Below are 13787 nucleotides of genomic sequence, written 5' to 3'. Positions count from 1 at the left end.
AGTCGGGGGTTACTTGCAGTTCCAGGGACCGACCGTCGACGTCACGTTGTAGTTGCCGTCGATGGTGACGATGGTGTTGCCCGACCAGTCGATCAGGCCGCAGTCGGCCTCGGTCGGACCGTAGATCCAGGACTTGTCGACCACCCGGTTGTTGTGGAAGACCCGCGTGCCGGTGGTGTTGCGGAAGTAGACGCTGTACGTGCCGCCCATCACCAGGTTGTTGGTGATCGTGACGTCCCTGGACTGGGAGTCCATGATGTCGATCGGCGCTGTCACGGACGTGGCCGAGCGCTGGTCGAACGTCGTGTGGTTGATCACCAGGCCGCCGCCGGTCTGGTACTGCTGGATGCCGTCGGAGTGGTCTCCGGGGTTCGAGCAGAGCTTGACGTACGAGTCGTCGATCCGGATGGCGTCGCCCGAGGCGCGGAAACCGTCGCCGTGACCGCGGACGTGCACGCGGGTGGCGGTGTACCTGCCCATGCCGATGGCGGGTGCGGTCAGGCAGCCGCTCGCCGGCCCGACGGTGGAGTCGGTGATCGAGTACGTGTACTGCCTGCGCGCGCCGTCCTCGTTGACCACGGCGCCGTCGATCTGGCTGTTGCGCACGACCACGTTGTCGGCGTTGATCACCAGGTCACCTGTGACGTGCCTGCCGTCGATGACGGTGCCGGGCTGGGTGACCTTGACCGCGCCGCCCTCCCCGAGCTCCATCTTCGTGAGCGCGGTGCCGGCGGGGACCCCGGTGCAGGCCGGGGTGGGGAACGCGGTGCATCGGCCGCCACTCGTGGGCAGGGTGACGACCGGCTTCTGGGTGGTCGTGGTGGTCGGCTTCGCGGTCGTCGTGGGCGCGGCCGAAGAGCTCTCGGTCGTCGTCGTTGTCGTCGTCGTCTCGGCCGAGGAACTCGTTGTGCTCGATGTCGGCGTGCCGGGAGCCGCATCGCTCTGCTGGCACGCCGTCACGGTCGCTGCCGTGACTCCGGCGAGCAGTGCGGACAGGAGGACCCGTCGCATCAGAAGTTACTCCATCGTTGTCGGATCTATGTCAATTTGACATGCCCCCTGTGGACCCGCGGAACGATAACGATGAGGTTTCAAGAACACAACTGTCGCTATTGATCAAGTCGTGCGCACAACTCTGCCCAGCTGCCGGCCGACTGATCTCTGGTGCTGATCTCGCCCGCGGGTAGCGGCCATTGAATGCCCAGGTCAGGATCGTCGTATCGGACCGCGAGGTCCTCGGCCGGATCATGTTCGCGATCTATGCGGTAGCACACGTCCGCGATTTCCGTCATCGCCTGGAATCCGTGCAGAAACCCAGGTGGGACGTACAACGTCAGGAAACTCTCGTCATCCAGGACCACGTTCAGAGTGTCACCGAACGTAGGCGATCCCGCACGGGCATCGACAATCACGTCGTGTACTGCCCCGCGTGCGCAGCGCACCAATTTGGCCTCGCCCTGGCCCGCCCTGCCATGCATTCCTCTTATGGTTCCCCGCCAAGATCGCGATTGGCTGTCTTGAATGAAAGACGCGATCAAGCCGTGGTTCTCGGCGATGGTCGCGTCGAATGTGCGGGTGAACAGTCCACGGCTGTCGTGGTGCGGCTCCGGGACGAACAGGAGCACCCCGTCCAGCTTGGTGGTCTCGACCTTCATCTACCGGCCCCTTCAGGGTTCAGCGGTGCCCTGCCACTGTCCGCCCGGACAGTTCGCGGTGCCACACCTCGAGCGACAGCAGCGTCCACAGCCGCGGCTGCTCGTCGCGCGATCCCGACGAGTGGTCGTCGAGCAACGCGCGGACGGCCTGCTGGGAGAAGGTGCCACCGACGAAGGACGACGGGCCGGTCAGCAGGTCGAACGCCATGTCGCGCAGGCCGTCGCGGAACCACGCGTCGAGCGGCACCTTGAACCCGACCTTCGGGCGGTCCACCACGTCGGCGGGCAGGTGCCGCCGCGCGAGCTCCTTGACCACCCACTTCGTCATCCCGCCGCGCACCTTCACCGAGCTCGGCAGGCGGAACGCGAGCTCGGCCACCCGGTGGTCGAGGAACGGCGGCCGCAGCTCCAGCGACGCGGCCATCGACATCCGGTCGCCGCGCTCCAGCAGGTTGTCCGCGAGCCAGGTGTGGGTGTCGGCGTAGAGCATGCGGCGCAACGCGTCACCGCGGCCGTTCTCGTACGGGGCCAGCACGGACCGCGTGGCCGGCCCGCCGAGCAGCGCCGCGCGTTCCGCCACGGTGAACGGGGCGAACCAGCCGCGCATCCGCTCCGCGTGGCCCGGTTCGGCCAGCGCGCGCAGCGCGATGCCCATCTTCGCCCTGCTCGCGGGCAGCATCCGCTCCAGTCGCCGCAGCAGCGCGCCGGGACCGCCCACGCGGGTCGGCAGCGCGAAGCGGTACTTGGGATAGCCGCCGAACAGCTCGTCACTGCCCTCGCCGGACAGCACCACCTTCACGTCGCGGCGGGCCAGCTCGGCCAGCCGGAACACGGCAACGTCGGCCGGTTCGGACAGCGGCGCGTCGCGGTGCCAGCTCAGCTTCGCCCAGCTGTCCCGGAAGTCGCCCGCGGTGACGACGACGTCGTGGTGCACGGTGCCGAGCAGGGTCGCGACCTTGCGCGCCCACGGCAGCTCGTCCACCCGCGGGTCACCGAAGCCGGCGGAGAACGTGTGCAGTGCGGCGCCGTCGCGTTCACGCGCCACCAGCGCGGTGATCAGCGACGAGTCGACGCCACCCGAGAGGTAGGCGCCGACCGGCACGTCGGCCACCAGCGCTTCGCGCACCGACGACGTCAACGCCTCGTCGAGCAGCCGCACGGCCTCCTCCGGCGACACGTCGAGCGTGTCCGGCTCGCGGGCCAGCTCCCAGTACGGGGCCGACCGCACCGATCCGTCCCGGCCCACCACGAGGTGGTGGCCCTGCGGCAGCTTCCGCACGCCGCGCAGCAGCGTGTACGGCGCGGGGACGGAGCGGTGGGCCAGGTAGTCGTGCAGGCTCTCGGCGTCGATCTCGGGGGTGCCGATCACCGGCAGCAGCGCCTTGATCTCCGAGGCGAACGCGAAGAGCTCGTCGTCGCGGTAGTAGTACAGCGGCAGGATGCCGAGCCGGTCGCGCACGAGGTGCGTCTCGCCGGTGCTCGAGTCGTGCAGTGCGTAGGCGAACTGCCCGCGCAGCTTGCTGATCCCAGCGGCGCCGTGCTGCTCGTACAACGCGAGCAGCACTTCGGTGTCGCCGGTGGTGCGGAACGGGTAGGTCAGCTGGTCCCGCAGCGAGCGGTAGTTGAGGATCTCGCCGTTGAACGCGATGTGCGTGGACCCGCTCGCCCCGGCCATCGGCTGCGGCGACCCGGCCAGGTCGATGATCGACAACCGGGTGTGCGCGAAGCCGACCGGCCCCTCGGTCCAGACGCCGTTGTCGTCCGGGCCGCGGTGGTGCAGCAGCTTCGCCATCTCGGCCAGCAGTCCGGGGTCTGCGGCCCGGCCGTCGAACCGGCGGATGCCCGCGATTCCGCACATGTCGTCACCGTTCTTCCGCGAGCCGCATGAGCTCGCGTGCTCGGGAGTCCCAGGACGCGGTCAGCACGGCCGCGCGGCGTTGTTCCGGCGACTTCGGGCCGCCGTCGCGCAACGTCTGGCGGACGAGGCCGACGAACTCGTCGTGGTTCCGCGCGATCCGGATGAAGTCGGAGTAGCGCCGCACCTCGGGGAAGTCGGTGCTCACGACGGCGAGGCCGAGCGCCAGGTACTCCTTCATCTTGATCGGGTTCGCGTGCTTGATCCAGTCGTTGTCCTGCCACGGCATCATCGCCACGTCGAACGCCGAGCCGTAGCCGGGGATCTGCTCGTAGTCGCGGAAGCCGAGCCAGTGCAGGTTCGGGTACTTCTCGAACCGCTCCATGGAGATGCTGGTGTCGCCGACCAGGACGACGGAGGCCTCCGGGAACTCGGCGGCGACCCGTTCGAGCAGGTCGAAGTCGACGAGGTAGTCGTCGAGGCCGCCGAAGAAACCGATGCGCGGACCGGGAATCGCCGCGATGTCGGCCGGCAGGTCGGTCCGCCGGGTGAAGTGGTCGAGGTCCACGCCGTGGTCCAGGAAGTGCGCGCGGTCACCGGTCAGCCCGCTCTCCTCGTCGAGCAGTGCGCGGCTGACGTAGAGCGTGGTGTCCGAACGGGACAGCAGCTGGTTCTCCAGCGCGGCGATCGTGGTCTGGTCCGCCTCGGGGAAGGCCGAGAACCGGTCGCTGCGGTTGAACAGCAAGCCCTTGCGGCGCATGGGTTGCACCACGTCCCACGCGGTGGGGATGGTGACCACGAAGACCGGCGTGCCCAGGCGCAGGAACCACGACACCGCCCGCACCTGGAACCGCACCAGGACCGAGTTCAGCTTGCGCACCAACGGACTGCCGTAGAACGGCAACGGCAGGGGCGTCATCACGTAGAAGTTCGGCAACGGCCTGCGCACCAGCATCGCCACACTCTTGGCCTTGCGCAGGATGCGGCGCAGGAACTGGGTGCTCTTGCCCGGCGACGGCATGCGCATGCCGATGCTGTTGACCAGCAACACCTTCCGGTGTTCGGCGACGCGCCGCAGCAGCTGGAAGTCCGAGTGCGCCCGGTTGTGGTACCACCAGTCCTGCGCCGAGAAGCACACGTAGGCGGGTCCGGTCTCGTCCAGCGGCCAGGCGGGCATGCCGAACAGGGTGCGCAATGCCCTGCGGTGCTTGGGGTCGCGAGACCGCATGACGTCGTTGACGACCACCGCGAGCCACATGAAGAACGCCGCGAACGCGCCCTTGCGTTCGCGGTGCAGCCGCACCCGGTTCGTGCTGAGGATCGAGTACAACCGCGGTGACGTGGACACCTCACCGCCGATGTGGGTGGCGACCGCGCGCGGCTCGAACCACACACCGCCCGCCCGCAGCATGTACTCGGTCTCCTCCGAGTAGAGGAAGTACCGCTCGTCCAGCAACCCGATCTGGTCGACGCAGTGGCGCGAGATCAGCCACGCGGCGCCGGTCGCCCAGTCCGCGCACCGGGCGTGCGTGTAGTGCTTCGGGTCCGTGATCGTCTCACCGAGCCCGAACCGACCGGCCCGGTTCCCGCCGATCAGGGCGTCGACCAACGCGCGCGGCACGCTCGGCGCGCGCCGCAACGAGTGCTGCAGGCTGCCGTCCGGCGCGACCAGGCGTGGCACGACGATGCTCCGGTCGCCCAACGCCTCGCGGAGCGTGCCGACCGCACCGGGATGCAACCGGATGTCCGCGTTGAGCACCAGCACGTCGTGGCCGGCGGCCGCCTTGAGGCCGAGGTTCACGCCGGCGGCGAAACCGGCGTTGACCGGGTTGCGGATGATCTCCGCGCGGGGAAGCGTTCGTTGCACGACGGCGACGGTGTCGTCGGTGGACGCGTTGTCGACGACGATGACGCGCACGTCGTCCGGGAGGGAGACCAGGCAGTCGCCGATGACGTCCTGGCTGTGATAGCTCACGATGACCACGGCGACCGGCGTGTTCATGATCTGACCGCCGCCTCGTAGGCCGTGAGCAACGCCTTCCGGGAGTTCTCCCAGGACAGCGGTCCGCGCACCCGTTCCTGGCCGAGCTGCCCCATCCGGGCGCGCGCCTCGGGGTCGTCGAGCAGCCCGGAGATGAGCTTCGCGAACTCCGAGATGTCGTTGGGCCGCGCGTAGAGCGCTGCCTCGCCCGCGGAGACCTTGGCTTCGACGAGGTCGAACGACACGATGGGCTTGGCCATCGCCATGTACTCCATGATCTTGTTCATCGTCGAGACGTCGTTCAACGGGTTCAACGGGTCCGGAGCCAGGCAGACGTCCGCGGTGGACAGCACCGTCAGCAGCTCCTCGTCCGGGATGCGGCCGGTGAACGTGACCAGGTCGCTCAGGTCCAGCTGCCGCGACAGCTCGACCATCTCGTCGAACGTGTCGCCGCCGCCGACGAACACCGCGTGCCAGTCGGTGCGGTCGAGCTCGTCGCGCAGCGCGGCGATCGCCCGCAGCGCGTAGTCGACGCCGTCCTGCGGGCCCATCACGCCGAGGTAGCACAGCATGTGCTTCTTGCCCTGCTTCAACGCCGGATCAGGCGGCACCTCGCGGAACCGTTCGACGGCGGGCGCGCTGCGCACCACGAACACGTCCTCCGGCCGCTTCCCGCCGCGGGTGAGCGCGACCTGGCGGTAGCTCTCGTTGGTGGAGATCACGACGTCCGCGGTCCGGTAGGTGGAGCGTTCGAGGCGGCACACGGCCTTGTAGAGCAGGTCGCGGCCGCGGTTGAACCGCGACTCGTACAGCTCGGGGCAGAGATCGTGCTGGTCGAAGATGAACTTGGTGCCCTTGCCGCGCACCAGTTTCGCGACCAGGTAGAGCAGGTCCGGCGGGTTGCACGCGTGGATGACGTCGATCTTCCCGGCTTTGCCGATCTGACGGGCCAGGCGGTAGGTGTGCCACAACGCGAGGCCGTACTCCTTGACGTACCCCTGGGGGCCGCCGGTGGCCGCGGTCAGGGGATAGCGGTGGATCCTGACGCCGTCGATCTCCGCGTACGGCTCGGTGTCCCGTTTTGTCCCTTGTGGACAGATGACGTGCACTTCCCAGCCGGCGTCGCGCAGGGCCTTGCTCTCCTGCCAGACCCTGCGGTCGAACGGAACGGACAGGTTCTCGACGAGAATGAGTGCTCTACCAGCCAAGTCCCACGTATCCCTGTTCGGCCCGGCGTCTCTCGGCGCCGGGCATGCGGACGAGGTCGACGACCAGTCGGTCGGTTCCTTGCAGTGCTTGCAGAACAGCCGTGTCCTTGGTGCCGACGACACACACCTCGGCGTGCTCGAGCACGTCCTCCGCGGAGTTGCTGAGCAGGTCGCCGAGATGGGGCAGCCGGGCCTCGATGTACTCGCGGTTCGCGCCCATGATGCGCGACAGGCACACGTTCGCGTCGTAGATCCGCAGGTCGAACCCCTTGCCGTGCAACCGTTCCGCGAGCTCCACGAGCGGTGACTCGCGCAGATCGTCGGTGCCGGGCTTGAACGACAGCCCGAACAGGCCGACCTTGCGCTTGCCGGTCTGCGCGATCAGGTCGAAGGCGCGCTTGAGGTGGTCTTCGTTGGACGGCAGCACGTGCGACAGCAGCGGCACGGAGACGTCGGCGCGCCGTGCCGCGTAGACCAGGCCGCGCAGGTCCTTGGGCAGGCAGGAGCCGCCGAACGCGAAGCCGGGCTTGAGGTAGGCGGGGGAGATGTTGAGCTTGGTGTCGGCGAGGAAGACGTCGATGACGTCGTGCGAGTCCAGGCCGAGCGCGCGGCAGATCGAGCCCAGCTCGTTGGCGAACGCGATCTTCAAGCCGTGGAAGGAGTTGTCCGCGTACTTGGTCATCTCGGCGACCGGGATGCCGACCCGGAACACCTGGCCGGGCAGGCCTTCGTACAGCTGCGCGACCACGTCACCGGACGCCGCGTCGTACTCGCCGATCACGGTCTTCGGCGGGTCGAAGAAGTCCCGGACGCTGGTGCCCTCACGCAGGAACTCCGGGTTCACCGCGACGCCGAAGTCGATGCCGGCGGTCCGTCCGGACGACTTCTCCAGGATGGGTACCAGCAGGTCAAGGCAGGTGCCGGGGAGCATCGTGCTGCGGAAGACGACGGTGTGCCTGCCGGGGTGCAGCGCGATCGCCTCGCCGATCTGCTCGGCCACGCGCTCCAGGAACGTCGTCGACAGGCTTCCGTTCGGCGCCGACGGCGTGCCCACGCAGACCAGGGACACGTCGCTGTCCAGGACCGCCTCGGTGACGTCGGTGGTGGCGCGGAGCCTGCCCTCGCGCACGACCTCCTCGGTCAGCTCGCCGATGCGCTCCTCCACGACCGGTGCGCGCCCGCTGCGGACGAGGTCCACCTTCAGCGGATTGACATCGACGCCGACGACCTCATGTCCGCGCGCCGCAAGGCAGGCGGCCGACACGCAACCGACGTAGCCGAGCCCGAACACGCTGATCTTCATCGAACCTCCAGGCGGGTCAACCATTGGTCGGCGCGCGTGCCGTTTTCGTTACTGTGGCAGCGGGTTCAGGCATTCGGCGCAAGCGCCGGTGCGCCGAACGTGGCCGGACGCACGCGGTGCGTTAACAGTCCAGGTCGTCAGACGGTGTTCGCGTAGTGGTGCAGGGTGCGGCGCAGTCCCTCGGCGAGATCGATCTGCGGCCGCCAGCCGATCGCGTCCGCGGTGGGCTCGATGCGCATCACCTGAGCGCTGTCCAGCGGCCTTGCCGCGACGGCGCCGTACTGCGGCCTGACGTCGCTGTCCGCCAGCTCGACCAGCAGCTCCACGGTGTCCCGGATGGAGACCTGGGTGCCGGAGCCGACGTCGAGCACCGCACCGGCGGCGCCGTCCGAGCCCATGGCGGCCACGAACGCCTCGACGACGTCCTCGACGTAGATCCAGTCGATCAGGCGCGTGCCGTTCGTCAGCTGAGGTTCCTCCTTGTGAAGCAACGACAACGTGACGTACGGGAGAAGTTTCCGGGTGTCCTTCTGGCCGGGGCCGTAGACCATCGCGAGCCGCAACACGGTGACGGGAACCTGGTAGAGGGCGTGGAACATGCGGGCGTAGCCGGTCGCCGCGGACTTGGCGGCGGCGTACGGCGACGACGGGGTCTCCCCGTGCTGCGGCTCCTCGACACTGCCCGCGAGGACCACCCGCGGCTTGCGCTCGGCGCAGGCGGTCAGCAGGTTGACCACGCTCAGCAGGTTGGCCTGCAGGACCGGGACCACCTGCCCGACGTCGCGCACGCCGGTCACCTCGCTGGCGAGGTGCAGCACCGCGTCCGGTTCCACCTTGTCGACCAAAGTGGTGACCGCGCCGGCGTCGGCGAGGTCGGCGACGTGCCAGCGCTCGCCGTGCGCGGACACCTGCTCGTGCCTGCTCACCGCGTGCACCTCGTGGCCTTCGAGGCGTGCTAAGCGTCGGATGAGGTGGGCGCCGATGAATCCGCTTCCACCCGTGACGAGGACCCGCATGCTCCGTTAGTCGCCGGACGGTGACCTGGCGTTAGTCGATTCCACCCGACATGTCGGATTTTTCGAGGGCAGCGTTCGACGCCGTATGACCGGCGCACCTGCCTCCATGGTCCATTTGAGACAGTCCTTTTAGCTCAATGGTGTGAGTGGGCGCGCGGTGTTCCTGTGCTGCCGCTTTGATTCCGGCAACACCCGGCAGGACGAGCCCGCCGGGTCCTGTCGGGGAGGTTCCCACCGTGGAAGCACTCATGAGCATGATCAGCAGCCTGGCGAACCAGGCGAGCGGCCTGCTGGCTCAGGCGAGCGAGCTCGCGCAGGGCCTGCTGTCCGCGCTCCCGCTTTGAGATCCGCGGGGTGGTGAGACCGCTCAGCGCGGTCTCACCACCGCGGCAGGTCCGGTCCGTGGTTGATGATCCCGGCGAACAGGTCCGTCTCGGGCAGCGGCGCGTCCGTGGTGTCGAGTGCGCGGAAGTAGTGCTCCTGCAGAGCGAACGCACCGTGCACCTGCTGGCTGGCGTGGCACTGCAACGCCTTGCGCTTCACGTCCGCGACCTCGCTGATGTCGAGCGTGGTGGAGCCTTCGCGGGCGGTGAGGTAGAGCTTGGCCGGGATCCCGGTGCGGTACACGGCGAGCTTCGCCACCCGGATCACGTGCATGTGGTCGCGGTGCGAGCTGTAGTGGGTGACCACGACCTGGGGCCGGTAGTGCTCGATCAGCGCGGCGAGCCGACCCGCCGCCGTCTCCACCGGGATCGTGCAGAACCCGCCGTCCGGTGCCTCGCCCGTGTCGCCGGAGTCGTGATATCCCAGCAGTTCCAGGTCGCCGACGCCCAGCGCGTCGCACGCCGCCTGCAGTTCGGCCCGCCGGTGTGCGGCCACGGCCTTGGGGTGGTGGCCGACCTCGCCGGACACGGCTCCGCTGGGTGCGTCGTCGAACTCGCCGTTGGTGCACGTGACCACCACGGTTCTGGCCCCGTGCCGGGCGTACAGGGCGAGCGCGCCCCCGGTCGCCGTCGACTCGTCGCCGGGGTGGGCGTGGACGGCCAGCAGGGTTCTAGGTCCGGCGAACTGCACGCGCGGACGGTACCCGGAAACTATTGTCCGGCACGTGACCGACTTGCCGTCCGGCCTGAAGCCGCTGGAACTCGCCCACCACCTCCGCGACCAGATCGAGCGCGGCCACACCTACGCCCGTGCCCGCAAGCACCGGTTCCGCTGGAAGTCGGTGACGGTCCGGCTGACCACGCTGGTCCTGTCCGCGGCGTCGACGATCATCCTCGGCCTGCAGAACCTCGATCCCTGGACGGGCACCGCGTTCTCGCTCATCGCGGTGGTGACCGTGGTCAGCGCGCTGGAGCCGTTCTTCGCCTGGCGGTCGCTGTGGGTGCTGATGGAGGAGGCGAGCTACAAGTTCCACCGGCTGCAGGACGACCTCGGCTACTACATCGCCTCGCACCCGCCCGAGGAGCTCGACCCGGAGCGGGTGCGGGAGATGTTCGTGCGGTACCAGGAGATCTGGGACGGCCTCAGCGCGAGCTGGCTCAAGTTCCGGGAGAACGCCTGATCATCGGCCCAGGAAGGTCGCGCGGCCGGGCCCGTCGGTGAGGAAGCTGTGCACGGCGCGCGGCAGGTCCTGGGTCTCGAACAGCGCGGACGCGATCGTCGTGACGTGCGCGTCCGCCTCCGGGACGCCGCCGTGCTCGAAGTGCGCGAGCACCTGCTTCGTCGCGGCGTGCGCCTGCGTCGGGCCGACGGCGAGGCCGAGGGCGAACTGCTCGGCGGCCAGCGCGAAGCCTTCCTCCGGGAACACGCGGTTCACGACGTTCCAGCGCTCCATGGTGGCGGCGTCGTAGAGGTCGCCGGTCATGACGAACTCCTTCGCGCGGCCGACACCCGCGCGGGCGGCCAGGCGTTGCGTGCCGCCCATCGTCGGCGTGAGGCCCACGACCTTCTCCACCAGGCCGAACTTGGCGCTGGGCGTCGCGACGATCAGGTCGCACGCCACCGCCAGCTCGAACGCCCAGGTCAGGCACAGTGCGTGGGCGGCGAAGACGGTCGGGATCGGCAGCGCGGCGAGGCGTTGCGGCAGCAGGAGCATGCGGTCGAACAGGGCCTGCGCGTCCTCGCGGTACTCCTGGGCCGCGAACAGCGACACGTCGACGCCGCCGCTGACGACCCGGCCGGTCGCGTTGACCAGCAACGCCCGTGCGTCGCCCAGCTCGTCCAGGGCGTCGTGGAACTCGGCGTCGAGGTCCAGGGCGTAGAGGTTGAGCGGCGGCGCGTCGATCGTGATGATCGCGAGCTCGTTCTGCCTGGTCAGGTGGATCTTCACAGTCACAACCAATCGCGGCGCTTGAACATGACGTACAGAACGTAGGAGAGGACGAAGATGCCCAGCGTGGAGGCCCAGAACCCCCACCTCTGCTCGAAGCCGGGGTACGGCACGTTCATGCCGTAGTAGCCCGAGATCGCGGTCGGCACCGCGATGATCGCGGCCCAGCTGGTGACCTTCTTCATGATCGAGTTCAGCCGGTTGCCCTGCACCGCGACCTCGGCCTCGCGCAGGTTCGTGACCAGCTCGCGCATCGACTCGGTCAGCTCGGCCGTGAACAGCGTGTGGTCCTTGATGTCCAGGTAGTACGGCATCATCACGTCGTCCACGAGCTCGTGCTCGCGGTGCAGCAGCGAACCGAGCACCTCGCGCATCGGCAACGCGACCCGTCGCAGCTGCACCAGGGCCCGCCGCAGCTGCAGCGCTTTGCGGCCCACGTGCGGCTTCTCGTCGTAGATCCGGTCTTCCAGGGCCTCGATGTCGTCGTCGAGCTGCTGAGCCGCGGTGTAGTGGCCGTCCACGACGTCGTCGAGCAGGCCGTGCAGCAGGAACCCGACACCGCTCTTGGCGAGCGTCGGCGCGCTGTCCCACCGCCGTTGCACGCTGGTGAGTTGGTAGTCCTCGCTCTCGCGGACGGTCACGAGCGCGTTCGCGGTGACGAAGATGTCGATCTCTGTGGTCTTGATCTCGTGCTCTTCGTACCGGACGGCGTAGACGCTCAGGAACAGGTGGGTGGGGTAGCGGTCGACCTTGGGGCGCTGGCGTTCGCTGAACGCGTCCTCGATCGCGAGCTCGTGCAGGCCCAGGTCGTCGCGCAGCAGACCTATCTCTTCTTGGGACGGGGCGCAGAGGTCGAACCACACGACCGCGGATGGATCTTGGAGGTGTCGTGCGGCGGCTGCGACGGGGAAGCCGTGGTCCACGAGTTCGCCGTTGCGGTACAAGCGGGTCCGGCTCATGGGTGACAAGCCTACGTAGATCTACTCAGATGTGAGGATTGACGCCCAACTCCCGCTACCCTCGATCCGGTGAAGGTGGACCAACCTCAACGCATAGGCGACTACCTGCTGCTGGGCAGGCTTGGTCGTGGTGCCATGGGAACGGTCTACCTGGGACAAGGCAGCGACGGGCGCCAGGTCGCGGTGAAGGTGGCCCGCGCGGAGCTCGCCGACGACCCTCGTTTCCGCGAGCGGTTCCGCCGCGAGGTGCAGATGGCCCGCGCGGTCGGCTCAGCCGGCACCGCGGCGGTCGTCGACGCCGACACGCGCGCGCCCCGCCCGTGGATGGCCACTGAGTACGTGCCCGGCCCGACGCTGCAGGAAGCGATCGAACGGCACGGCCCGCTGCCCGAACACCACCTGCGCCGGTTGGCCGAAGGACTCGCCGAGGCCCTGACCGCGATCCACCGCGCGGGCCTCGTGCACCGCGACCTGAAGCCGTCCAACGTGCTGCTGGGCGCCGACGGCCCGCGCGTGATCGACTTCGGCATCTCGCGCGCCATGGAGCACACCGCGCTGACCGAGACCGGCATGGTCTTCGGCACGCCGGGCTTCCTGTCGCCCGAGCAGATCACCGGCCAGGAGGTCGGCTGCCCGTCGGACGTCTTCGCTTTGGGTGCCGTGCTGGTCTACGCGGCGACCGGCAAGGGCCCGTTCGGCGAGGGCCCCACCGCGACGCTGCTCTACCGCGCCGCCCACGGCGAGCCAGACCTCGACGGCGTGCCGAAGACGCTGCGCCCGTTGGTGCAGAAGTGCATGCACCGCGACCCGGCCCGGCGCCCCGACCCGGCCGAGGTGACCCGCCTGATCGCCGCGGTCGTCTCACCAAAACCGCCGACCAGCAAGCTGCCGGCCCCGATGACGCCGGCCGCCGCGACGTTCTCGACGTCCCGGATCGTGCCGTTCCTGTGGGGCATGACGAACCTGGCCGCGGCCCTCCTGGCGGCCGCGATCGCCGACCCGGCCGCCCGGGCCAACGGCGCCACCCAGCTGCTGGCGCTGGCCGCGTTCTGCGTGCTGGTCGTGCGCGCGGTGCGGTACTTCAGCGCCGCCGCCCGCCGCAAGGTCGTCATCGAGATCAGCCGCGAGGGCATCGCCACCACGCGCAACGGCAAGTTCCACCAGTACTGGTGGTACGAGCTGGCCCGCGTCCGCGTCGTGCCGCACAAGAAACGGCCGTGGGTCGTCGTCTGGCTGAAGGACCCGGCACCGCGCCGCTTCTTCGGCGCGCACCACGGTGGGGTGCGCGTGTTCCCGATCGCGCACGAACGCACCAGACGGCGGCGCGAGCGTGACGTTGCTGAGCTGCGCGCCGCTCTGGCTTGGTACCTGCCGCGGTCTTACGACGGCCGTTGATCGGTGCGTTGTTCCGCCTGGGGTGGCGCCGCCTTGGCTTGGTACTTGCCGCGGTCCTGCGACGGCCGCTGATGAGCGCGTCG

The 13787-nt window shown here is 68.9% G+C and carries 12 protein-coding genes; 2 read left to right on the top strand and 10 right to left on the bottom strand.

Going from position 1 to position 13787, the window contains the following annotated elements; translation table 11 throughout:
* Window positions 1-9 precede the first annotated feature (9 nt).
* The 8 genes from DI276_RS50670 to DI276_RS48960 form a co-directional block, all read right to left on the bottom strand.
* Window positions 10-1011: a hypothetical protein gene (locus DI276_RS50670; RefSeq protein WP_157985431.1), complete on the bottom strand. Its 1002-nt coding sequence runs from the start codon at window positions 1009-1011 to the stop codon at window positions 10-12.
* Between the two features lie 98 nt (window positions 1012-1109).
* On the bottom strand, window positions 1110-1655 hold the full coding sequence (locus tag DI276_RS48990) for a dTDP-4-dehydrorhamnose 3,5-epimerase family protein (protein ID WP_112277216.1): 546 nt from the start codon (window positions 1653-1655) through the stop codon (window positions 1110-1112).
* Between the two features lie 19 nt (window positions 1656-1674).
* On the bottom strand, window positions 1675-3513 hold the full coding sequence (gene asnB / locus DI276_RS48985) for an asparagine synthase (glutamine-hydrolyzing) (RefSeq protein WP_112277215.1): 1839 nt from the start codon (window positions 3511-3513) through the stop codon (window positions 1675-1677).
* A gap of 4 nt (window positions 3514-3517) precedes the next feature.
* Window positions 3518-5512 (bottom strand): glycosyltransferase, encoded by a 1995-nt coding sequence (locus DI276_RS48980; RefSeq protein WP_112277214.1) that lies wholly within the window; start codon window positions 5510-5512, stop codon window positions 3518-3520.
* Window positions 5509-6699 carry a glycosyltransferase family 4 protein gene (locus DI276_RS48975; protein ID WP_112277213.1) on the bottom strand — a complete coding sequence of 397 codons (1191 nt, stop codon included), beginning with the start codon at window positions 6697-6699 and terminating at the stop codon, window positions 5509-5511. The genes DI276_RS48980 and DI276_RS48975 overlap by 4 nt, the downstream gene beginning before the upstream one ends.
* On the bottom strand, window positions 6689-8002 hold the full coding sequence (locus DI276_RS48970; protein ID WP_112277212.1) for a nucleotide sugar dehydrogenase: 1314 nt from the start codon (window positions 8000-8002) through the stop codon (window positions 6689-6691). Before DI276_RS48970 ends, DI276_RS48975 begins: the two co-directional genes overlap by 11 nt.
* A gap of 137 nt (window positions 8003-8139) precedes the next feature.
* Window positions 8140-9018 carry an NAD-dependent epimerase/dehydratase family protein gene (locus DI276_RS48965; RefSeq protein ID WP_112277211.1) on the bottom strand — a complete coding sequence of 293 codons (879 nt, stop codon included), beginning with the start codon at window positions 9016-9018 and terminating at the stop codon, window positions 8140-8142.
* Window positions 9019-9396: 378 nt separating this feature from the next.
* The gene (locus DI276_RS48960; RefSeq protein ID WP_112277210.1) at window positions 9397-10092 is read right to left on the bottom strand and encodes a PIG-L deacetylase family protein; all 696 of its coding nucleotides are present in this window, start codon (window positions 10090-10092) and stop codon (window positions 9397-9399) included.
* 34 nt (window positions 10093-10126) lie between these two features.
* On the opposite strand from DI276_RS48960, the gene DI276_RS48955 reads away from it, so the two are divergent.
* A complete protein-coding gene (locus DI276_RS48955) occupies window positions 10127-10582 on the top strand; it encodes an SLATT domain-containing protein (RefSeq protein ID WP_232837449.1) in 456 nt (151 codons plus the stop codon).
* On the opposite strand, the gene DI276_RS48950 is transcribed toward DI276_RS48955, so the two are convergent.
* Together DI276_RS48950 and DI276_RS48945 are read right to left on the bottom strand one after the other, a co-directional pair.
* Window positions 10583-11356 carry an enoyl-CoA hydratase/isomerase family protein gene (locus DI276_RS48950; protein WP_198681369.1) on the bottom strand — a complete coding sequence of 258 codons (774 nt, stop codon included), beginning with the start codon at window positions 11354-11356 and terminating at the stop codon, window positions 10583-10585.
* The gene (locus DI276_RS48945) at window positions 11353-12309 is read right to left on the bottom strand and encodes a magnesium transporter CorA family protein (protein ID WP_198681368.1); all 957 of its coding nucleotides are present in this window, start codon (window positions 12307-12309) and stop codon (window positions 11353-11355) included. The genes DI276_RS48950 and DI276_RS48945 overlap by 4 nt, the downstream gene beginning before the upstream one ends.
* Before the next feature lie 69 nt (window positions 12310-12378).
* Here DI276_RS48945 and DI276_RS48940 point away from each other — a divergent pair, with 69 nt between their 5' ends.
* A complete protein-coding gene (locus tag DI276_RS48940) occupies window positions 12379-13704 on the top strand; it encodes a serine/threonine-protein kinase (RefSeq protein ID WP_232837448.1) in 1326 nt (441 codons plus the stop codon).
* Window positions 13705-13787: the final 83 nt, after the last annotated feature.

This window comes from Lentzea terrae (genome assembly GCF_003265345.1).
Taxonomy (GTDB): Bacteria; Actinomycetota; Actinomycetes; order Mycobacteriales; family Pseudonocardiaceae; genus Lentzea; species Lentzea terrae.
This window is presented reverse-complemented; position numbering and strand designations above follow the sequence as displayed.